The sequence below is a fragment of the Pseudoduganella sp. jia 12 genome (assembly GCF_055502675.1).
In genome coordinates this window covers 437,670-459,862 of the sequence record NZ_JBUXKP010000006.1, presented here as the reverse complement: position 1 = coordinate 459,862, position 22,193 = coordinate 437,670, and the positions used below count along the sequence as shown (strand labels likewise).

Here is a 22,193-nt window from a genome sequence, read left to right as displayed (position 1 = left end):
GCGATGAACTTTTCCGCCCTGTCGATCCGCAATCCCATTCCGGCGATCATGCTGTTCGTGCTGCTCACGCTGGCCGGCCTGATGGCCTACAAGGCCAACCCGGTGCAGGACTTCCCCGACATCGAACTGCCGATCGTGACCGTCAGCGCCTCGCTGCCCGGCGCCGCGCCCGCGCAGCTGGAAACCGAGGTCGCCCGCAAGATCGAGGATTCGGTCGCCACGCTGCAAGGCGTGAAGAACATCTACACCAAGGTGCTCGACGGCGTTGCCACGATCACCGTGGAATTCATCCTCGAGAAGAACCTCTCGGACGGTGTCAACGAAGTACGCGACGCGGTCTCGCAGGTGCGCGCCGACATGCCGGCCGAATTGCGCGAACCCGTCGTCAGCAAGGTATCCACGGCCGGCCGGGTGATCACTACCTACGTCGTCGCGAACAAGGCTGGCGCCACGCCCGTCGACAATGCCGACCTGTCGTGGTTCGTCGATAACACCGTGGCGAAGCGGCTGCTGACGGTGCAGGGTGTCGGTTCCGTCAACCGCGTGGGCGGCGTGGACCGCGAAATCCGCGTGGAACTGGACGACGCCCGGATGGCCGCGCTGCGCGTGTCGGCGCTCGACGTGTCGCGCCAGCTGCGGCTGGTACAGCGCGAGGCGCCGGGCGGCCGCGGCGACGTGTCCGGTGCCGAGCAGTCGGTGCGCACGATCGGCACCGTGCAGTCGGCCCAGGAACTGGCGCGCATGGACATTCCGCTGGGCGATGGCCGCCCCGTGCGCCTGGACCAGGTGGCCCAGGTGACCGACACGGTCGCCGAACCGCGTGCGATCGCCACCCAGGATGGCAAGCCGGTCGTGGCGTTCGAAGTGTTCCGCACCAAGGGCGCCAGCGAAACGGCGGTGGCCGACGGCGTGCAGGAAGCAGTCGAGCAATTGCGCAAGGCGCACCCGAATCTGGAACTGCGGCAGGTGATCGACAATGCCTTCCCCGTCGAGGAAAACTTCGAAGGCTCGATGGAGCTGCTGTACGAAGGCGCGATCCTGGCCGTGATCGTGGTGTTCTGGTTCCTGCGCGACTGGCGCGCCACGCTGGTGGCATCGGCCGCGCTGCCGTTGTCCGTGCTGCCCGCCTTCCTCGGCATCTACTGGTTCGGCTACACGCTGAACACGGTCACGCTGCTGTCGCTGGCGCTCGTGGTGGGTGTGCTGGTCGACGATGCGATCGTGGAGATCGAGAACATCGAGCGCCACCTGCAGATGGGCAAGACACCGATGCAGGCGGCGCTGGAGGCGGCCGACGAGATCGGCATGGCCGTCATCGCCACCACGTTCGCGCTGGTGGCCGTGTTCCTGCCCACCGCGTTCATGGGTGGCATCCCCGGCAAATTCTTCAAGCAGTTCGGCTGGACCGCCGTGCTGGCCGTGCTGGCATCGCTGGTGGTGGCGCGGCTGCTGACGCCGATGATGGCCGCCTACCTGCTCAAACCGCACAAGCCGAAGCACCCGGGCCATGTGGAAGAGGATGGCCCGATCATGTCGCGCTACATGCGCACCATGAAGTGGTGCCTGAAGCACCGCATGTTCACGGCGCTGGCCTCGGCCATCTTCTTCGTCTGCTCGATCATGCTGGTGGGCCTGCTGCCGACCGGCTTCGTGCCGCCGGCCGACCGCGCGCAGACGCAGGTCAACGCCGAACTGCCGCCCGGCTCCACGCTGGCGCAAACGCGCGAGGTGGCCGAGCAGGCGCGCCTGGCGGCGATGCGGGTGCCCGGCGTGACCGGCGTGTTCAGTTCCATCGGCGGTGGGTCTTCCGGCGATGCGTTCGCGCCCGGCGCCGCGGCCGAGGCGCGCCGCGCGGTGCTGACGATCACCACCGTGCACCGCACCGACCGCGATGAAACGATGGCGGAAATCGATTCGCTGCTGCGCCGCCAGCTGGCCAATATCGCCGGCGCGCGCTTCACCGTCGGCCCGCCCGATACGGGCGTGAAGATGCAGCTCGTGCTGCAGTCGGAGGATCCCGATGCGCTGATCGCCGCCGCGCGCCGCGCCGAGCGCGAGCTGCGCACCCTGTCCGGCATCGGCAACGTGTCGTCGTCGGCATCGCTGGTGCGGCCCGAGATCATCGTGCGCCCCGACTTCGCCCGTGCCGCCGACCTGGGCGTGACGGCCGCGTCGATCGGCGAAACGGTGCGCGTGGCCACGGCCGGCGACTACGACTTCGACCTCACGAAAATGAACCTGCCCGAACGGCAGGTGCCGATCCGCGTGAAGCTGCCGGATTACGTGCGCGCCGACCTCGACGCGATCGGCCGCCTGACCGTGCCGGGCCAGAACGGCCCCGTGCTGCTGGCCAACGTGGCCACGATCACGATGGAATCGGGCCCGGCGCAGATCGACCGCCTGAACCGCAGCCGCAACGTGACGCTGGACGTGGAACTGGGCAGCCGCACGCTGGGCGAACTGAACGCGGAAGCGCGCCAGCTGCCCTCGCTGGCCAACCTGCCGCCGAACGTGCGCATCGCCGAACTGGGCGACGCGCAGGAAATGGCGTCGCTGTTCGCCAGCTTCGGCATCGCGATGGCGATCGGCGTGCTGTGCATCTACGGCGTGCTGGTCCTGCTGTTCAAGGATTTCATGCAGCCCATGACGATCCTGGCCGCGCTGCCGCTGTCCATCGGCGGCGCCATCGTGCTGCTGCTCATCACCGGCAATGCGCTGTCGATGCCGTCGATGATCGGCCTGATCATGCTGATGGGGATCGTGACGAAGAACTCGATCCTGCTGGTCGACTACGCGATCCTGGCGCGCGAAGCCGGCATGTCGCGCACCGAGGCGCTGGTGGATGCCTGCCACAAGCGGAGCCGCCCGATCCTGATGACGACGATCGCGATGGGCGCCGGCATGATGCCGCTGGCGCTCGGCTGGGGCGCCGACCCCAGCTTCCGCGCGCCGATGGCAATCACCGTGATCGGCGGCCTGATCACGTCCACCTTGCTGAGCCTGCTGGTGGTGCCAGCCGTGTTCACCTACGTGGACGACATCGAGCACTGGCTCGTGCGCACCGTCCGCAAGCTGCGCCACACGGACCATCACCACGGCGGCCATCCGCATGGCGAAGCTGCCAACCTGCCGCAGGCGGCCGAACCGGGCAAGGCCGGCGGGCACTGACAGACAGCAACCCGCAAGCCCGCAAACCGGAGCAAAACTGGGGACGTACCCCTGTTTAGAGGAAACATCGGTACAGTTTCCATTAAACAGGGTACGTCCCCGGTTTTTCCTTAAAACCAGGGTACGTCCCCAGTTTTGGGGTGTGGCAATGGCGGGTTATTTCCTGGCCACTTCTTCCGAGGCGATTTCAGCCAGGTCGATCAGCGCCTGCAGTTCGGCGCTGCGCAGCTTGCGCGGTTCGCGGTCGATCACGCACAGGGTGCCGAGCGCCAGGCCGCCCTGGTCGCGCAGCGGCACGCCGGCGTAGAAGCGGATCTTCGGATCGCCCTGCACCAGCGGGTTGTCGCGGAACCGCGGGTCGGCTGCCGCATCTTCCACCACGAACGGTTCGCTGCCCAGGACGGCGTGCGAGCAGAACGCCCATTCGCGCGGCGTTTCCTGCGCATCCACCCCGACGCGTGCCTTGAACCATTGCCGGGTCGACGTGAGCAGCGACACGAGCGCGATCGGCGAGCCTGTCACTTGCGCGGCGAGGCGCACGATGCGGTCGAAGCGGGCCTCCGGCGGCGTGTCGACGAGGCCGGAGGCGGACAACGCCACCAGCCGGGTCGCCTCGTCGCTGCCCACGGGATAGCCGGGCGCCCGATGCGGCGAGAATTCGGCGGGCAACGGGGGCAACGGGGGCGACGCCGGCGACAGCGCCGCCTCGACGGCCTGACCGACGGTGGCCGCAGGCTGGCCGGGCAACCGCTCCATAAGGCCCTGGATGGCGGAAAGATGGGTACGGCGATGCCCGCCGGGGGTTTTCCAGGACGCGATCGCGCCGCTTTCCATCCATATCTGGACAGTACTGGTGGCAACGCCCAGCAGGCGCGCCGCGGCGGTGGTGGTGAGTATGGGGTCGTCGGTATTGATCATGGTTGAACCTTGTAAGCCAATAGTATACGGGCAAGCACGACGATTTAACGAATTTGATGACAATACACAACAAATCATTAAATTTTGCAATTTATGTTGATGATCGGAAATGAATGAGGCATGATTTCGTCAAATCCATCAAATAACCTGTTCCCATGATCACCTACCGTCACGCCAGTATCGCCACCAAGCTCTATTCCGCGTTTGCGCTGGTGATGCTGTTCACTGCCATCCTCGCCCTTTTCGCGATTTCGCGCGTCAATCAGATCGATGCCGCGCTCGACAACGCCAACGATTTGCGGCGCCTGCAGTTCGACCCGCTCGTCAACGCGCGCGAAGCGCTGGCGCAGACCGGCATGGCCGCGCGCAATGCCTATATCTTCCACGACGGCGACGCAGCCATGCGCGAGCTCGACATCCTCGACCGCGAGAAGGCCCTGTACCTGGCGGAACTGGCGAAGCTGGAGCCGCTGTTGCGCGACAACCCGAAATTCACGAAGGTGCGCGATGAAATGCTGCAGATGGCGCGCGAACTGGAACGGCCGCGCAAATACCGCGTGGCCGGCGAAATGGAACAGTACGGCATCTTCCTGATGGAAGAATGCAGTCCGTTGCGCCGCATCATCGTGGCCGACATCGATGTGCTGATGAACGAGCTGAAGGAGCATAGCCGCGTGGCCACCGATGCGGCCGCCGAGAAGGCCGATACGGCAGGCTGGTGGATCGGCGCCCTCGCCATCGTCAGCGCCCTGCTGTGCGTGCTGGTCGGTACCGCCATCGTGCGCGGCCTGCTGCGCCAGCTGGGCGGCGAACCCGGCTATGCAGCCGGCGTGGCGCGCGCCATCGCCCGCGGCGAGCTGCACCGCCCCGTGGAGACCGGCAGTGCCCATCCGAAAAGCCTGCTGCACGCCATGGGCACGATGCGCGACGGCCTGGCCGGCATCGTGGCGGACGTGCGCAGCGGCACGGTGGCGATCGCCTCCGCTTCGGCCGACATCGCGGCGGGCAATGCCGACCTGTCGGACCGCACCGACGCGCAGGCCGGGGCGCTGGCCCGGGTAGCGGCCTCGATGGAGCAACTGGTCGGCTCCGTGCGCGCCAATGCCGGCTACGCGGAAGAAGCCAGCACGCTGTCGCGGCAGGCGTCGGACGTGTCGCGCCAGGGTGGCGAGGCGGTGGACAGCATCGTCGCCACGATGAACCTCATCGGCGCGTCGTCGAAGAAGATCGTCGACATCATCGCCGTCATCGACGGCATCGCGTTCCAGACCAATATCCTGGCGCTGAATGCGGCGGTGGAGGCGGCGCGCGCCGGCGAACAGGGGCGCGGTTTCGCCGTCGTCGCCAGCGAGGTGCGCAGCCTGGCGCACCGTTCGGCCGCCGCCGCGAAGGAAGTGAAACAGCTGATCGAGGATTCGGTGGCCAAGGTCGATACCGGCACCGTCCTCGTCGGCGCGGCGGGTACCACGATGAAGGACGTGGTCGACGGCATCGCCCGCGTGTCGGCGATCATGCAGGACATCTCGAGCGTCACGCGGACGCAGAGCAGCGACATCGAATCGGTGGGCAAGGCCATCGGCCAGCTCGACGAGATGACCATGCGCAACGCCGCGCTGGTCGAGCAGGCCACCGTGGCCGCGCAGTCGCTGCGCCTGCAGGCCGACCACCTGGCCGGCGTCGTCGATACCTTCCAGCTCGAAGAGCCGGCAGCCGGGAAACGCGCACGACTTCCCGCTTGATACTTCGTGCCGGGCGTGGCGCCGCGACCACCGCGGTGACTTGTCGTTGTGCTATGGTGACAGGCGAAGCATAACGCGGGGAGGGATCTTGGGATCGCTTTCGTGGTTGATCGACCGGCCGGCCTCATTGCCGAAAACGGTGCCGAAAACGGTGCCTGGAACGGTATCGAAAACGGTATCGAAACCGGTACCGAAGCCACGGCGTCGACGCCGATGAACGCCGGGCTCATGGGTTCGAAGCTGCCGGTCTCGTGGCAAGCGGCAGCCCGGCGCGGCGTGCGCAGGGTGGCGCGCCTGCGCTCGCGCAGCAACGCCGCCATGCGCAGCCTGCGCGAAACCTTCACGCTGCCGGCGCCTTTCCCGAACGACATGGAGCATCGCTTCCTGGTCGACCATGGGCACCGCTTCGCGCCGTTCCGGCGTGCCGCCGCCCTCCTCGCCCTGCTGATCCTGCTGGCATTCGCCGTTTTCGATTACTTCCTTTCCCGGCAGGTGGACGGCTTTCCCCTCGCACAGGTGTGGCTGTGCCGTGCCGTCATCTGCGCCGTGCTGCTCCATTGCGTGCTGAAGTCGTTGACGGCCGCCTTCTGTAACGACCATGTGGCGCACGCCACCTTGCTGTCCGGCGTGGCGGTGGTCGTGGCCGGCGAATTGCTGATGATCGTGCTCGTTCCGCCGGCCATCGCCTTCAACGGCTACTTCGTCGCGCTGTGCATGGCCACGTTCTACCTGTTCGGTTTCCTCCATTTGCGCGCACGTCCGGTCATGCTGGCCGGCCTCGCCACGCTGGGCGCCACCATGGCCGCGCACGGGGCCCTGCTCGGCACCGAACGGGGCGGCCTGCTGCCCGAAGCCGGATACGGCATCCTGTTCCTGGCGAACATGGTGGCGATCGGGCTCGGCATGTCGATCAAGCTGGAGCGGAATGCGCGGCGCCAGTTCCAGCAGGAGTGCGAGCTGTCGCAGATGAACGCCCGGCTCGGCAGGAGGAATGCGCAGCTCGCCGACGAGAAGGAGGAAAACCACATCAAGGCGCAGGCACTGATACGGCTGAAGGATGAGCAGCGCACGCAAGCCCTGCAGGCCAGCCAGGAGACCGCCCGGTTCCTCGCCGCCGCCGCGCACGACCTGCGGCAGCCCATGTTCGGCCTGGGGCTGGCCCTCGAAGCCATGCAGCGCGCCCTCGACAGCGGCGACACCGGCGAGGCGAAGCGGCTGACGGCGCTGTCGATCCGCTCGGCGCGCACGATGGCGACGACCTTCAACGCGGTGCTCGACCTGTCGCGCCTCGAATCGGGTTTTGTCGCCCCCGATCTGTCCCATTTCGACATCAACGACCTGTTGCGCGAAGCCGTGGCCGAACTGGGGTCGTTCGCGCAGAGCCGCGGCGTGGCGCTGCACGCGCGCATGCCGGTGGCACCGTTCATCGTGGTCAGCGACCGGCAGATGTTGAGCCGCATCGTGCGCAACCTGGTCAGCAATGGCGTCAAGTATGCGCGCCACGACGGGGGCCGCAGCGCCTTCGTCCTGATCGGTGCGGTGCGGTTGCAGACACGGATCCGCGTCGACGTGGTGGACAACGGCATCGGCATCCCGGCGCAGCAATGGCACCGCGTGTTCGAACCGTTCGTCCAGCTCGACAATGCCGAGCGCGACCGCGAAAAAGGCCTGGGCCTGGGCCTGTCCATCGTCAGCGCCATGGTCGCGCTCCTGCCGGAACACCGGCTCGAGTTCAAATCCGCGGTGGGGCTCGGCACGCGCTTTTCGATCGACGTGCCGCGCAGTACCGAGATAGCGGGAGTCGAAGTGCCGCCAGCCGGCGAGCCGGCGGCGGACCTGCACGGCATGTATGTGCTGGTCGTCGAGGACGACTGCCTCGTCCGCACCGCCATGGAAGCGCTGCTGGGCCAGTGGGGCATGCTGGTGGACACGGCGGCGGGCATCGCCGAGGTGCGAACGCTCGCGGCCGGGCTCGAACGCATGCCCGACCTGATCATCACGGATTTCCGCCTGCCCGACGGGGCAACGGCCGCCGACGTGCTCGATATCCTGCTGCCGGCCTGCGGCGAAGGCGGCCGGTGCCCGCCGGTGCTGGCGGTGACCGGCGAGGTCGAGGCCGCGGTGGCAGGCCTTGCCGGCCGCACGGCTGCCGTGCTGTCCAAGCCCGTGCATCCGGAACGGCTGAAGGCCGCGATAGCGCAGGCGGCCGGCCAGGTGAAAATCAGCGAGGAGAGCGTCAGCCGCTGCGCGGAATGACGATGCCGCGGCGCGCCATTTCCACGATCAGCTCGGTGCGCCGGCGCACGCCGAATTTTTCCAGCAGCGCGCCGCTGTATTCCTTGATCGTGTTTTCCGTCAGGCCCATCTTGCGCGCGATCGACTTGTTCGACAGGCCCTGGCAGATATAGCCCAGCGTTTCGGCCAGCCTTGGCGACAGGGCCAGCCCTTCGAGGCTGGCGGCCGGGCGCGTCGTGGCGGGGCTGAATCCCCCCTTGCCCATCGCCGTGTGCGGCAGGTAGATCTGGCCGCGCAGGATGGTGTCGAGCGCCGAGCGGAACACGAGATTGCCTTCGTCGCTGCTCTTGGAAATGAAACCGCTGGCCCCGGCCTTGATGCACTCCATCACCGTGTCGCGGTCGTCCTGCCCCGACAGCATGACGGTATGCAGCGGCAGTTCGTGTTCGGCCACCCAGCGCAGCACTTCCATGCCCGAACGCCCCTTGCCGAGCTGGTAATCGAGGAACATCAAGTCATACGCTCCGCGGGCCAGCATGTCGACGCAGGTGTCCACGTCGCCGGCCTCGTCGACCGACAGCAGCGGATCGCACTGCACCAGCAGGGTCTTCAGCGCCTGCCGTGTCAGCGCCTGGTCTTCCACCAGCAGGGCATTGCGGAAAAATGCGGGTTCCATGTCTTCTGGTTCCGGTAGGGGAATATTCATCGTAGAGCAATGCCGTGAACGGCGGCACCCTGCGAAGTGGGGGCTACCTTTTCATGGCCACCTGTGGCGGGCTCCCCGCCCTGCCTCTACCGGGTAACGGGAGGCGCGACGCACCCGCACAATGATCCGGTTACCAAGCGCTCCGCCGGCGCCGGAATGGCGGCCTCTCCTGGAGGACCGAAATGAACACCACCTGCATGGCCGTGCCGGCTTTCTTCCATCACCCGCCCCGGTGCTGCGCGGCGCGGGCACGCCGCTGGGTGCTGGCGGCGGGCCTGCTGTCGGGTACCGGCGCTGCCGCGCATCCGTACGGGCCGTTTGGCCTGCCCATCTTCCTGCCACCGCCACCGCCGCCGGGCTTCCTGCGGCCGGCCCCCGTCTTCGTGCCGGCGCAGGCGCTTTCGCCGGCACGGCCCGTACGAAAGCCGCAAGCGCCGCCGCATCCATTCCGCCAGCCGGCGCGATCGACGGACGACAGCCTGTCGCACTGCACGGGGCAAGGCATGGCCGGCCAGGGCTGCCCCGGCAAGCTGCACGGCGAGCAACGCATCGCATCGGAATTCCGCACGGCGGGCACGGGGCCATGAACGGCCGCATGCAGGCTTCTACCGTCGTTCCGCCCACTCCCGCCGCAGCAAGCCATACATGACGGAATCGCAGATTTCGCCACCGACGATCCAGCGTTCGCGCAGCAAGCCTTCGCGCTGGAAACCGAGCCGCTCCAGCGCTCCCGTGGAAGCCGTGTTGCGCGGGTCGACGTCCGCTTCCAGCCGGTGCAGGTCGAGTTCCACGAAGGCGAATTCCAGCAGCGCCGCCAGCGCTTCGTTCATGTAGCCCTTGCCCCAGTGCGCGCGGTTGAGCGCGTAACCGACTTCGCCGCGCCGGTTCGGCCAGTGCAGCCGGCACAGGCCGCAATTGCCGATCTGCCGGCCCGTTTCGTTCAGCACGATCGCGAACCGGAACTCTTCGCGCGCCGCGAACGCCGCGGCATCCCTGGCGATCTGCTGCGCGGGCCGTTCGGGATCGGTCCATGCGGGCTCGCTGAAGTAGCGCATCACTTCGGGATCGCCGTGCAGGGCCAGCAGGTCGTCCTCGTCGCCGGGGCGCGGCGGGCGCAGTGTCAGGCGCGGGGTCTTCAGGGTGATGTGGTAGCTCATCCGGCAATCATAGCTGATGCCTGCCGCACCTTGCCCATCGTCACCGCGAAGGCGCCGTCCACCCTCCCCCCATCGCCCTGTACAGGTCCACGGAAGCTGCCAGCAGCCGCGCCCGCAACTGCAGCCGCGCCACGTCCGCCGCGTACAGGTTGCGCTGCGCATCGAGCTCCTCCAGGTAGGCGGCATAGCCGTTGGCATAGCGGTTGTGGGCGATGCGCAGCGTTTCGGCGGCGGTAGCGCGGCGCGCGTCGTTCTGTACCACCTGTTCGCGCAGCCGCGTGATCGCATCGAGGCCGTTTTCCGTTTCGGCGAATGCCTGCCGCACGGTGTTTTCATACGCGATCAACGCCTGGTTGCGCTGGGCGGCGGCCGAGTCGGTGGCGGCCTGCACGCGGCCACCGTCGAACAGCGGCGCCACCAGCGCGCCGGACAGGCGCCACAGCCGCGTGGGGCCGTGCAGCAGGTCGGACAGCTCGGTGGACTGGATGCCGCCGGCGGCCGTCAGGCGGAACGTGGGCAGCAGCTGGTCGCGCGTGGCGGCCAGTTGCGCGCTGGCGGCGGCGATGGCCTGTCCTGCGCGCGCGATGTCCGGCCGGCGGCGCAGCAGGTCGGAGGGCAACCCGGCCGGCACGGGCGGCGGCATCAGCTCGGCCAGCGGCTTGCCGCGCAGGATGGTGCCGCGCGCGCCGGGCGACTCGCCTGTCAGCAGCGACAGGGCGTTTTCCTGCTCGAAGATCTGCCGCTGCAGTTGCGGAACCTGTTCGGCCGCCGTGTCGTATTCGGCCTGTGCCTGCAGCCATTCGAGGCGCGAGCTGTAGCCCACCTCGAACTGGCGCCGTGCCAGGTCGCGCGAACGCGCGCGCAGTTGCAGGGTTGCCTGCGCCAGCTCCAGTTGCGCATCGAGGCCGCGCAGGTTCAGGTAGCCGGAAGCGGCATTGGCTGCGATCGACAGCGCCGCCGCATCGAGGCTGGCCTGTTCGCCGCGCAGCGTTGCGGCGGCGACTTCGGTGGCATTGGCAAGCCGGCCCCACACGTCGATCTCGTAGGCTGCCTGGAATTCGGCCTGGAACGCGTTGGCCACGTAGGGCTGGCCGGTCGCGGCGGACAGCGTGCGGGTACGGGTTGGCGAGGTGTCGAACGACAGCGTGGGCCGCTGCGCCGCCGCTGCGGCGCGCACGCGGGCACGGTAATCCTCGATCCGCTCGCGCGCCACGCGCAGGTCGCCGTTGTTCGCCAGCGCCTGCGTGACCAGCGCCGTCAGGGCCGGGTCGTCGAAGCCCTGCCACCACTGCGCATCGACCGGCAGCGTGGAAGCACCTTCCGGCAGCGGCGCACGCCACTGTGCCGGCACGTGCAGCCGGGATGCCGGCGGCTCCGCCACTTTCGCGGTGCAGCCGGCCAGCGCCGCCGCAATCACCAGCACCAGCACATGCCCCCGCGCGGGCATCGGCACCGCAGCCCTCATTGCCGCGCCTCCGCGTCGTTGAGCTCCGCCGAGGTGTCGATGCTGACGATGACGGACATGCCGGGCCGCAGCCGGTCGGCCAGCTTCTGGCCCGGATCGATGCGGATCCGCACCGGAATGCGCTGGGCGATCTTCACGTAGTTGCCGGTGGCGTTATCGGCGGGCAGCACGGAGAATTCGGAACCGGTTGCCGGCGAGATGCGCTCGACCTGGCCGGTCAGCAAGGCGCCGTCGAGCGCATCGACCTTGAAGGTGGCGCTCTGCCCCACCCGCACGCCATTCATCTGGGTTTCCTTCAGGTTGGCGATGACCCACATCTGCCGCGGCACCAGGGCCATCAGCTGCGCCCCGGAATTGACGAAGGCGCCGCGCCGCACGCCCACCTGGCCCAGCTGGCCGTCGGCCGGCGCGACGATGCGCGTGTTGTCCAGGTCCACCTTTGCCGCCTTCCGTGCCGCCTGCGCGTTGGCAACCGCCGCTTCCAGCGCGGCGCGGTTGACGGTGACCGATTGCGACTGCTGCCGCGAGATCTCGACATTGGCCTGTGCCTGCGCCACCGCTGCCTGGGCCTGGGCATGCGCGGCGCGCTGGGCATCGCGTTCGCGCTGCGACAGCGAACCATCCTGCACCAGCTGCTCGACGCGTTCCAGGTCGGCGCTGGCCCGCTTCGCCTGTGCGCGCGCGTTGGCCAGCGCCGCCTCTTGCAGCGCGATGGTGGCGGCGGCGCTGCGCCGCGACTGGCCCCAGTTTTCCAGCGCCGCCTTTTGCGCCGCCAGTTGCGCCTCGGCCTGCTCGTAGCGCTGCTCGTAGACCCGGCGGTCGATCTCCACGAGCAGGTCGCCCGCCTTCACGTACTGGAAATCCTGCACGTGCACCTGCGTGACATAGCCGGACAGCTGGGTGCCGATCACCGTCACCTGCCCGCGCACGAGCGCGTTCTCGGTCGACACGATCGGGCTGGTGAACGGCGGCAGCCGCCATGCGTACAGCACGACGAGCACGCCGATCAGCGCGATCAGCGAAAAGCCGACGGTCGCCAGCCAGCGGTGCGGCCGGTCGGGCTGGCCCGGTGCCGGGGCTGGCGCTGCTGCCGGTGCGGGTGCGGGTGCGGGTGCGGTGGCTGGGGGTGGAGTGGTGTCGTTTGCGCTCATTTCGATCCGGAGTTGTCGAGGGATACCTTGGCCATGCCCGTCTGGGCATCCTGGGCCTGCACGGCGGGGCGGCACGCGGTGCACGCCTGCCACAGGTAATGCAGCAGCATCCACGCCAGCGTGGCGATGGCGACGATGCTGATCAGCAGGAAGACATCGTTGTAGGCGAGGATATTGGCCTCGCGCGTGGCCGCCGCGCCGAGCGAAGCGACGCCCTGCGCGCTGCGCAGCGCCGGGTCGGCCAGCGTGCCGGCCAGCGCGGCGCCGCTGCCCTGCACGCGGCTGGCCACCAGCGGATCGATCAGCGTGAGGTGCTCGACCAGCTGGCTGGAATGGTATTTTTCACGCATCACCTGCACGGTGCCCACCAGCGCGGAACCCAGCAGGCCACCCAGGTTCTGCGTCATCGAGAACATCAGCGAAAAGCTGATCAGGTTGCTCGGCTGGGCGATGATCGCGCCGAAGCCGGACACGAACACCGGGCCGATGAAGAACACGCCGGCAAACGCCAGCAATGCCTGGCTGACGAACATCTGGTCCGGCCGCGTGAGGTTGGTGGCGTGCGAATCCATGTATGCGCCGATCGCCATCAGCAGCAGCGCGAACATCAGCGAGCCCTGGATGCGGCTGGGCGCGATCGTCAGCGCGCTGGCCACCATGCCGGCGATGCTGGCCACCAGCGTGACCAGCCACAAGTCGCGCATCTGGTCGTTCTGCAGGCCGAGCGCCTGCAGGAAGCCGACGGTGCCCGTGGCTTCCGACTGCACGATGCGGATCAGCAGCACGGACAGCGCGAGGCGCACCATGTTCGAGGTCGTCAGCCAGCGGATATTGAGCAGGGGCCGGGCGCGATTATGCTCGATCGCCACGGCCGCCGTGATCAGCACGATCGAACCGGCCAGGCACCAGCCCAGCCATGGCGCCTCGAACCACCACACGGTGCGCCCCAGGCCCAGCACGGCGCACAGCAGCGCCACGCCCGGCGCGAACAGGGCGAAGGTCACGGCGTCGAGCTTTTCAAATACCCGGATGCGGTCCCCGGGCGGCAGCTTCAGCAGCAGCACGCAGCCCAGCGATACCAGGCACATGCCCAGCTCGAACCAGTACAGGCCGCGCCATTCGGCGATTTCCAGCAGCTCGGTGGAAAACAGCCGCGCGATCGGCAGCGCCAGCTGCGAAAAGCCGATGCCCAGCACCACGCCCTTCAGCCTGTGCTGGGCCGGGAAACCCTGCAGCGTGTAGTACAGCCCCAGCGTGGTGAGCGCGGCGCCCGACATGCCGCTGACCGCGCGCACGGCGATCGCCGAGCCAAGGCCGTGCACGAACAGGTGGGCCAGCGTGGCCAGCGCATACAGCACGAGGAACAATTCGGTGAACAGCCGCAAGCCGAACTGCTGGCGGAACTTCACCAGCAGCAGGTTCATGGACACGCTGGCCATCACGTACACGGTGGGCAGCCACTGGATCTCGGCCGAATAGACGCCCAGCGAACCCTGCGCATACACGAGATTGACGGATACGAGCGCATTGCCCAGCCCACCCGTGAGGGCCACGATGAAGCCCACCAGCAGATAGGCGATGCGCCGGCGCGTGGAGTGCAGCGGCGACGACGGCGACCCCGGCAGCATCGGCCGCTCATGGGGCTTCCAGGTCTGGGGGGCGTAGACGTCCATGCAAATCGTAAAAAAGTTGCGGGAAAACCGGTGACAGACACCAATTTCCAGGAAAGATTTCCAAAAAACCGGTCGGTCGGCCGCAGCGGTCTGTCACCGGTTTTGACGAAACTCGGGGGCTCGACGGATGATAAAGCCCGGCTGCCGCGCGTGGCGCATGCAACCGGGCCGGGCACCACCTATGGCAGAGCTGTCGCCCTGCCGGGGTGGCGGATTGGCTTACACCACAGGCGGATCGCTCTCGCGCGCCCACACGCGGTGCTGCGCCAGCGCTTCCTTGAACGCGGCCAGCGCGGCGGTGGCGTCGACCGGCTGGGCGCCGATGATGCCCGGGTCCGGCGAGCCGTCGCGCAGCGTGGCGGGAACGCCGGCGCTGGCCAGCAGTTGCGCGCCGGCGTCCACCACCATGATCGGCTTGCAGTGGCGGTATTGCAACCGCACGAAATCCTGCGCGTTCGCGTCGGCCGCCAGCGTTTGCGCGGATTTTTCGCCGGCCGGCACCACCACGGCGTCGTAGATCACGGACGGCCCGGCTTCGAGCGAGATTTCGACATCCAGCGTGTCGCCATCGGCCCCGGTGACTTGCCCCAGGCGCGAAGCGACCACGCGCGGTACGGCGCCATCGGCCAGTAGCGATTCGTAGATGGCGCGCACGCCGGCCACTTCGACGCCGTCGGCAACGAGGATCGCGACACGGCGCGTGTGGATGCCCACCTGCCCCGGCCGCGCGAGCAGCGACAGCCCCGGCGACGTACGGTACGTGGGCAACGGCCGCGTGGTGGCCAGCGGCTGCGGATCCGGCACCGGCATGCCGAGGCCGGATGCCACCGCATTGGCCAGCGAGGCATCGACGTTGACCAGCATCGACAGCGTGCGCTCGCGGATCGCCGGTACGGTCACGCGCGTCAGCTCGAAGCGGAAGCCGCCGATGATGTGCGCGCGCTCGACCGGCGTCTGGCTCTGCCAGAACAGCGTGGCTTGCGAATAGTGGTCGGCGAACAGCTCGGGCTTGCCGCGCACCTTGTCTTCCACAAAGGTTTGCTGGGGGAAGCTCGTGAAGCCCATGCGGCCGCCCTGGAACGGGCAGCCGCCGCCCAGCGAATTCGGTTCATAGGACACGCGGCCACGGTTGATCGTCTGGCGGTGCATGCCGTCGCGCTGGTTGTTGTGGACTTGCGTGACCGGCGCGTTGATCGGGATCTCGTGGAAGTTCGGCCCGCCCAGGCGCGACAGCTGGGTATCCACATAGGAGTGGATGCGCCCGTGCAGCAGCGGGTCGTTCGTGAAGTCGATGCCGGGAATCACGTGGGCCGTGCAGAACGCCACCTGCTCGGTCTCGGCAAAGAAATTGTCCGGGTTACGGTTCAGCACCAGCTTGCCCACCGTGCGCAGCGGCACCAGTTCCTCGGGCACGATCTTGGTGGCATCGAGCACATCGAACTCGAAGCTGTCGGCCTGCTCTTCGGTGAACACCTGCAAGCCCAGTTCCCATTCCGGGAATTCGCCCGCTTCGATGGCTTCCCACAGGTCGCGGCGGTGGAAATCGGGATCCGCGCCGCTGATCTTCACTGCTTCGTCCCACACCAGCGAGTGCGTGCCCTGCAGCGGCGTCCAGTGGAACTTGACGAACACCGATTCTCCGGCCGCGTTCACCAGGCGGAACGTGTGCACGCCGAAGCCCTGCATCATGCGGTAGCTGCGCGGGATCGCGCGGTCGGACATGGCCCACATCAGCATGTGCATCGATTCGGGCATCAGCGACACGAAATCCCAGAACGTGTCGTGCGCGCTGGCCGCCTGCGGCATCGCATTGTGCGGTTCGGGTTTCAGCGCATGCACCAGGTCGGGGAACTTCATCGCATCCTGGATGAAGAACACGGGCATGTTATTGCCCACCAGGTCCCAGTTGCCCTCGTCCGTATAGAACTTGACCGCGAAGCCGCGCACGTCGCGCGCCGTGTCGGTGGAGCCCCGCTCGCCCGCCACGGTGGAGAAACGCACGAACACCGGCGTCTTCTTGCCGGCCTGCGCGAACGGCGCGGCGCGCGTGATATCCGACAGGTCCTCGTAGCTTTCGAAGTAGCCGTGCGCCGCCGAGCCGCGCGCATGCACGATGCGCTCGGGAATGCGCTCGTGGTCGAAGTGCGTGATCTTTTCGCGCAGGATGAAGTCTTCCATCAGCGTGGGCCCGCGCAGGCCCGCTTTCAGCGAATCCTGGTTGTTTGCCACCGGCACGCCCTGGTTCGTGGTCAGCATCTGCCCGTTCGAATCGGCGCGCACGCGATCCAGCGGTGCATTCGTGTTGTTCACGCCGATGGGCGGCTGGCCGTTGCCCGTCTTCGGCGACGGAATGTTCTCGGCGGCCGTGCTGGCGCTGGCGATGTCGGTCGATGGCTTGGCGACCTGGCCCTGCTGCGGCGTGCGTGCGGCGTCGCCGTATTCGCCCGGCTTGTTGGCGTTGTACGGCGTCTGCGCAGCCAGGTCCATGCCGCCAACCTGTTTTTCAAGGAGCACGTCGCCCTGTGGATTGTTGTTGCCCAGCGATTGCGGCGGCGCCGCAGTGGAAGGACCGGAAACAGTGGAGAGAATGGAACCGGCACCATCGACGCCGGAGGATTGACTGCTGGGTTTGGTGGTCATTGAGGTCCTTGAGATTATCGGAATGCTGCGCCCGGATGCCGCGTGCGGCAACGTCCAGGCGCAAAGGCGCCCGGCCGTGCGGGATGCACGGCCGGGCGCTGCCATCCGCAAGGGGCGGCGGACGGCGGGCCATCATTGCTGCAACGACTTGCAGCAGCGCGTGATCAATGGCGGCGCGAACCCAGCAGCTTCGATACGGCGTAGCCGGCGGCCAGGGCGACCAGCACGGACGTGCCCGGGCTCTTGCGCACATAGCTGCGGCCCGTTTCGGCCAGGCGGCCATAGGCCACGTTCAGGTCGGCGGCTTTCTGGCTCAGCTTTTCCGACACGGCGCTGGCCGTGCCCGATACTTTTTCCACGGTGTCGTGGGCCTTGCCGACCAGGCGGTCGGTGGTGGCGGGCACTTTCTCGGCCAGCTTCTCGACGGTGCTGTGCACCTTCTCGGCGGCGGCCGGTACCTTGTCGGCGATCCTGTCGACGGCGTTGTGCGCGGCGCTGGCGGCCTTGTCGGCGGCTGGCTGCACCTTGTCGGCGGCCTTGTCGATCGTGTTGTGGGCTTCGGTACGGTTGTTATTGCCGATTGGCGTCACGGTGCCGGTCGCATTGATGGTCGATTTTTCGTTGTCCATGATCGGTATCCTCTTGGTTGGTGTATGCAGGATCAACAATAGGCCGTTCGACACGAGCGCACAGTGCGGTGCATAACAAAGAGATAATGTCGAGAAGCGGCCCGGTGCGCCGCCCGCGCGCCCTTTATGGCATGCTGGCCCGGTTGAAGCATCGGAGGTGCGCCATGTTCCCAATCTCTTCAGTGACTGAACCGTCCGGCATGTCCACGCTGTTCGGCACGGGCGGCGTGGACGCGGCGCCCGCACGGCAGGATGTGCCGCCGAGCTCCGATGTGGATGTGTCCTCGCTCGGCCAGTTCATGGGCACGCTCGCGCTGTCGCAGAAGCGGCTGGGCGAACTGGCGGCCGCCAGCGGCGCGCGCATCACCGATACCGACCTGGAACAGCTGGGCACCGCCGCCGGCGAACTGGTGGAAGCCTTCAACATCGGCCGCGCCGCCGACACGCTGGCGCCGCCCTCCGGCGAAGCGCTGCCCGCCAGTGCGCTGGCCGGGCGCCTGGCGCAAACCTTCGCCGACCAGCGCGCCGGGCTGGCCCGGCTGGGAATCGACCTCGAGCCTTCGCTGCTGGGCGACGATGGCGACATGCTCGCCGTGGACAACCGCCGGCTGCTGGCCGCGTTCGAGGCCGACCGGCAAGGCACGCTGGACACGCTGGCGCGCGCCGCCGGCAGCTTCGACGAGGTGGCCAGCGCGCTGGCACAGGAACGGGATGCCATCGGCCCGGATGGCAATACGCTGCAGCCGCCACCCACGACCAACCTGCCGCCGAGCGAGATCAGCGACGCGGCGTTCCGCAATGCGCTGCGCGATACGGCCGTGCAGCCGAACCAGCAGAACCAGCAGAACGCCGTGCCCGATGCCGGCGCCCAGGACAACGACGCCGGACGCCAGCCCGAGGCGCCGCAGATCGCCGGCTCCGGCACGCCGGCGGCCATGCTGAACAACCAGGCCGCCGAGCTGACGGCCGCGCAGGCCAACAACAGCGCCAGCGGCGCGCTCGGCCCGGCCAACGCGCCGCAACAGGGCGCGCAGTTGACGGCCGGTGCGCAGCCAGCGGCCGCCGACCCGCTGCCGGCCAGTTTCCCGGCGCAGGCACCGGCGCCGCAGGCCGCCGCGCAGCAAGTGCCGCAACAGGCCTCGGCACAGCAGGCGCCTGCGCTGCAAACCACGGCGCCCCAAGCGCCACCCCAGCAGGTACCCGCTCAGCAAGTGCCAACGCAACAGGCACCCGCGCAGCAGATCCCGGCTCAGCAAGCCCTGACGCAACAAGTCCCGACGCAGCAGATCCCGACGCAGCAAATCCCTACGCAGCAGATCCCTAATTATGTGCCGCAGGCCTTCGCCAATCCGGTGCCGACGACGGCCGCCGAAACGGCTGCCGCCCGGCAGGCTGCGAGCGATGCGGTGCAGCCGCCGCCCACGCGCGTGACCGGCGCCACCGGCGAAGCGCAGGCCAACCCGGTGCAGACACCTCCCGCGGCCACCACGTCGCCCGACCAGGCCAACGCCGATGCGCTGGCCCGGCAGCTGGCCGCGGAACGCTTTGCCGCCGAGCGCGCGGCGGTGGCCGCGAATGCCGAGGCACGGCGCCAGGAAGTGGCGCGCGACGAAGCGGCCCGGCTCGACCGCGATCGCGCGGCGTTGACCCAGCAGGAACGGGCGGCGGCCGACCGGCTCGCGCTGGCCCGGCAAACGGCGAACGAGGCACTGGCCGACCAGCAGGACGTCGTCACGCAGGACCAGCGGCTGCAGGAATTGCGGGCCGCGGCGACGCGCCAGCTGACCACCACGCAGGAGGAAGACGTGGCCGCGCAGCGGCTGGCCGACCGCCTCGACGAAGCGCGCCAGGACACCCTTGCGCAAACGGACCGCCTGGCGCAGGACCGCCTGCTGGCGGCACGCCGCGCGGCGGCGCAGCAGACGCTGGCCATGCAGGACGACGCCTTGCTGGAGCAGCGCCTCGTGCAGGCACGCCAGGCCGCGACGCAGCAGGCCGCGATACAGCAGGCGGACGACGCCCGCCAGGCCGCCCAGTTGAGCGACGCCGAGAACGCGCGGCAGCGCGATGCGCTGCGGGTGCTGCAGGAACAGGGCTCGGAACGCGCGCAAGCCATCCTCGACCAGCAGCGCCTCGCGCTGCGTACCCAGCAGGCCGCGGCGGCGGCAGGCAGGGGCACGGCTGTCGGCGCCACGGCGCTGGCCGGCACGGCGAACGAGCAGGCCGTGGCCGGTGCCGCGGCCGATGCGCAGATCGCCGCCGATGCGGCAGCCACGGCCGATGGCGCCGCCATTGCGCAGGCTGCGGCGGATACGGCGGCGGCGGCGCAGGCTTCGCTGGGCACGCCGGCCATTCCCGCTGCCGGCACCACGGCCGGCGGCACGCCGTCGGCAACCGGCGCCCCGGCCGGTACGGCGCCGGGTACGCCGGGCGCCGATGCGGCAGGTGCGGCAGGTGCGGCAGGCACGGGGGCTGCCGGTGCGGCCGCGAACAACGCCGCGCGTGCGCCGAATGCGGCCGACCCGTCCACGGCCGCGGCGATCGCCGCGCAGTACCTGGCCGGCGGCATTGCGGGCGGCCCGAACACGGGTGCGGCGCCGGCGCCGCGCAACGAGATCAACCCGGCGGTGCGGCCGGTTACCCGGACGGGTACCGTCTCACCGACCTGAACGGAGCCATCGCATCGCTTGCTCCCGCCGCGAGAACGTGGATAATTCACGGGACTCGACTATAACGACGGGAGACGATCGAATGAAGACCAAACAACTGGCCGGCGCGCTTGCGCTGGCCACGATGACCGTCGGCGCCGCGGCGCAGGACACCGTGGTACGCATCGGCCACAGCGGGCCCCTGTCCGGCGCGCAAGCCTTTTCCGGCAAGGACAACGAAAACGGCGCGCGGCTGGCGATCGAGGAGCTGAACGCCAGCCCGATCACCATCGCCGGCAAGAAGGTGAAGTTCGAGCTGGTGTCGGAAGACGACCAGGGCGATCCGAAAGCCGGCGTCAACGTCGCGCAAAAGCTGGCCGATGGCGGCGTGCGCTACGTGGTCGGCCCGTACAACTCGGGCGTGGCGATCCCCGCTTCGCGCGTATATGCCAATGCCGGCGTGGTGGTAGCCAGTGTGGCCTCCAATCCGAAACTTACGCAGCAGGGCTATAAAAACCTGTTCCGGGTCAACGCCAGCGACACGCAGCTCGGTTCGCGGATGGCGGTGTACGCCGCGAAGGAACTGAAGCTGAAGACGGTGGCCGTGATCGACGACCGCACCGCGTTCGGCCAGGGCCTGGCCGAGGAATTCAAGAAAGCCGCGCGCGCCGCCGGCATGACGGTCGCCGGCCACGAATACACGACCGACAAGGCCGTGGACTTCACGTCCATCCTCACCAAGCTGCGCCCGAAGAACGTGGAAGCGATCTTCTTCGGCGGCTACGCGCCGCAGGGCGGCCCGATGGCGCGCCAGATCCGGCAACTGGGCATCAAGGCGAAGCTGCTGGGCGGCGACACGATCTGCACCGCCGAGATGGGCAAGCTGGGCGGCGATGCCGTCGGCGCCAACGTGCTGTGCTCGCAGGGCGGCGCCCTCCTCGACAAGGCCGCCAGCGGCCCGGGCTTCAAGGCGAAGTTCAAGAAGCGCTTCAACGCCGAGCCGGACGTGTATGCCGCCTCGTACTACGATGCCGTCAACCTGTTCGCGCAGGCGATGCAGAAGACGGGCTCCGTGGAACCCGCGAAAGTGAGCGCCGCCATCGCCGCCGGTTCGTACCAGGGCGTGGCCGGCACGTATGCGTTCGATGCCAGGGGCGACATGAAGGCGTCGCCGGTGACGATCTTCACGTTCAAGGGCGGGCAGCCGAGCGCGTTGACGAGTTATTGATCGCCCGCGATGTTCCATCCACGCCGCCGTTCCGGCGGTTCATCGCAACTCCCCGGCCGCATGGCCTGGATTTTCGTTATTCTTTTACTATCGGAACAACAGGAAAACCACCATGCGCAGCCATCTCCCCTTCATCCTGCTGGCGCTGGCGGGTGCCGCCCAGGCAGCCGATACGGTCTCCGTCGGCCATCGCGCCGTCCCGGATGCTGGCGAGGCGATCAGCAAGCCGATGGCATGGCGCTACGGCATGCTGCAGACGGCCCGGGAAGTGTTCGACGAACGCGCGGCGAAGCAGGCGCCCGGCGCCCTGTTGTCATTCAGGCTGCCGAAAATCGATGGGGGCGACAACCTGGTCGAACTGGTGGAGGCCGACAGGCGCACCGCATTGCCGATGACTACCCCGACGACGTTCACGTTCGCGCCCGATACCGCCGCGGCGGCGGATGCGCAGGTGGTCGTCAACCGCAACTTCCGGCCGGGTGAAGTCAACCATCCGAACGTGCGGGTGCGTTCGCCCGGCCTGCCCGACAACGTGCAGCGGATGGGCGACCTGCGCCTCGCATGCGCGGCGCAGATGGCGATGGCGAAAACAGAGGGGCTGAAGCTGCGCGCGGTGCTTGGCATGGCGGGCCTGTTCGGGCTGGACGTGTGCAACGAGCTCGAAGTCACCAGGGCCGACCCGCCGTCCGGGAAATACGATACGGTGACGATCGAGGATGGCGAACGGCGCCTTGTGCAGCAGCGCTCGCAGGCAAAGCTGCCGCTGCTGGGCGACAAGGGCTGGTCGGACGAGGCCCGCATCAGCTACACGCTGGATGGGCAGGCGATCCAGTAAG

At 68.3% G+C, this 22,193-nt stretch carries 15 protein-coding genes; 7 read left to right on the top strand and 8 right to left on the bottom strand.

Translation table 11 applies throughout. From position 1 onward, the window contains the following. Nucleotides 1-3 precede the first annotated feature (3 nt). A complete protein-coding gene (locus ACY65G_RS16305) occupies nt 4-3,168 on the top strand; it encodes an efflux RND transporter permease subunit (protein WP_464998359.1) in 3,165 nt (1,054 codons plus the stop codon). Nucleotides 3,169-3,324: 156 nt separating this feature from the next. Here ACY65G_RS16305 and ACY65G_RS16300 read toward each other — a convergent pair whose 3' ends face one another. Beyond that, nucleotides 3,325-4,086 carry a GAF domain-containing protein gene (locus tag ACY65G_RS16300; protein WP_464998358.1) on the bottom strand — a complete coding sequence of 254 codons (762 nt, stop codon included), beginning with the start codon at nt 4,084-4,086 and terminating at the stop codon, nt 3,325-3,327. Nucleotides 4,087-4,241: 155 nt separating this feature from the next. On the opposite strand from ACY65G_RS16300, the gene ACY65G_RS16295 reads away from it, so the two are divergent. Both ACY65G_RS16295 and ACY65G_RS16290 read left to right on the top strand, forming a co-directional pair. After that, nucleotides 4,242-5,825 (top strand): methyl-accepting chemotaxis protein, encoded by a 1,584-nt coding sequence (locus tag ACY65G_RS16295; protein ID WP_464998357.1) that lies wholly within the window; start codon nt 4,242-4,244, stop codon nt 5,823-5,825. A 102-nt stretch (nt 5,826-5,927) separates the two neighbouring features. Next, a complete protein-coding gene (locus ACY65G_RS16290; protein WP_464998356.1) occupies nt 5,928-8,081 on the top strand; it encodes a sensor histidine kinase in 2,154 nt (717 codons plus the stop codon). On the opposite strand, the gene ACY65G_RS16285 is transcribed toward ACY65G_RS16290, so the two are convergent. Beyond that, complete coding sequence (locus ACY65G_RS16285; RefSeq protein WP_464998355.1) at nt 8,062-8,736, bottom strand: response regulator; 675 nt, start codon at nt 8,734-8,736, stop codon at nt 8,062-8,064. The genes ACY65G_RS16290 and ACY65G_RS16285 overlap by 20 nt on opposite strands. 212 nt (nt 8,737-8,948) lie before the next feature. Between ACY65G_RS16285 and ACY65G_RS16280 the strand changes: the two genes are divergently transcribed. Continuing rightward, nucleotides 8,949-9,353: a hypothetical protein gene (locus ACY65G_RS16280; RefSeq protein ID WP_464998354.1), complete on the top strand. Its 405-nt coding sequence runs from the start codon at nt 8,949-8,951 to the stop codon at nt 9,351-9,353. Between the two features lie 18 nt (nt 9,354-9,371). On the opposite strand, the gene ACY65G_RS16275 is transcribed toward ACY65G_RS16280, so the two are convergent. From ACY65G_RS16275 to ACY65G_RS16250, 6 genes are all read right to left on the bottom strand, one after another. Further along, the gene (locus tag ACY65G_RS16275; RefSeq protein ID WP_464998353.1) at nt 9,372-9,923 is read right to left on the bottom strand and encodes a GNAT family N-acetyltransferase; all 552 of its coding nucleotides are present in this window, start codon (nt 9,921-9,923) and stop codon (nt 9,372-9,374) included. Between the two features lie 40 nt (nt 9,924-9,963). Further along, a complete protein-coding gene (locus ACY65G_RS16270) occupies nt 9,964-11,388 on the bottom strand; it encodes an efflux transporter outer membrane subunit (protein WP_464998352.1) in 1,425 nt (474 codons plus the stop codon). Continuing rightward, nucleotides 11,385-12,539, bottom strand: coding sequence for an HlyD family secretion protein (locus tag ACY65G_RS16265; protein ID WP_464998351.1), 1,155 nt, complete (start codon nt 12,537-12,539; stop codon nt 11,385-11,387). The genes ACY65G_RS16270 and ACY65G_RS16265 overlap by 4 nt, the downstream gene beginning before the upstream one ends. Beyond that, nucleotides 12,536-14,212 carry an MFS transporter gene (locus ACY65G_RS16260; protein WP_464998350.1) on the bottom strand — a complete coding sequence of 559 codons (1,677 nt, stop codon included), beginning with the start codon at nt 14,210-14,212 and terminating at the stop codon, nt 12,536-12,538. The genes ACY65G_RS16265 and ACY65G_RS16260 overlap by 4 nt, the downstream gene beginning before the upstream one ends. 219 nt (nt 14,213-14,431) lie before the next feature. Beyond that, a complete protein-coding gene (locus ACY65G_RS16255) occupies nt 14,432-16,852 on the bottom strand; it encodes a catalase (RefSeq protein ID WP_464998349.1) in 2,421 nt (806 codons plus the stop codon). A 164-nt stretch (nt 16,853-17,016) separates the two neighbouring features. After that, entirely contained in the window at nt 17,017-17,481 is a 465-nt protein-coding gene (locus tag ACY65G_RS16250) for a hypothetical protein (RefSeq protein ID WP_464998348.1), read from the bottom strand. A gap of 164 nt (nt 17,482-17,645) precedes the next feature. Between ACY65G_RS16250 and ACY65G_RS16245 the strand changes: the two genes are divergently transcribed. The 3 genes from ACY65G_RS16245 (at nt 17,646) to ACY65G_RS16235 (ending at nt 22,192) form a co-directional block, all read left to right on the top strand. Beyond that, nucleotides 17,646-20,150: a hypothetical protein gene (locus tag ACY65G_RS16245; RefSeq protein ID WP_464998347.1), complete on the top strand. Its 2,505-nt coding sequence runs from the start codon at nt 17,646-17,648 to the stop codon at nt 20,148-20,150. Nucleotides 20,151-20,232: 82 nt separating this feature from the next. Next, the gene (locus ACY65G_RS16240; RefSeq protein WP_464998346.1) at nt 20,233-21,357 is read left to right on the top strand and encodes a branched-chain amino acid ABC transporter substrate-binding protein; all 1,125 of its coding nucleotides are present in this window, start codon (nt 20,233-20,235) and stop codon (nt 21,355-21,357) included. 112 nt (nt 21,358-21,469) lie between these two features. Next, nucleotides 21,470-22,192: a hypothetical protein gene (locus ACY65G_RS16235; protein ID WP_464998345.1), complete on the top strand. Its 723-nt coding sequence runs from the start codon at nt 21,470-21,472 to the stop codon at nt 22,190-22,192. Nucleotide 22,193 lies beyond the last annotated feature (1 nt).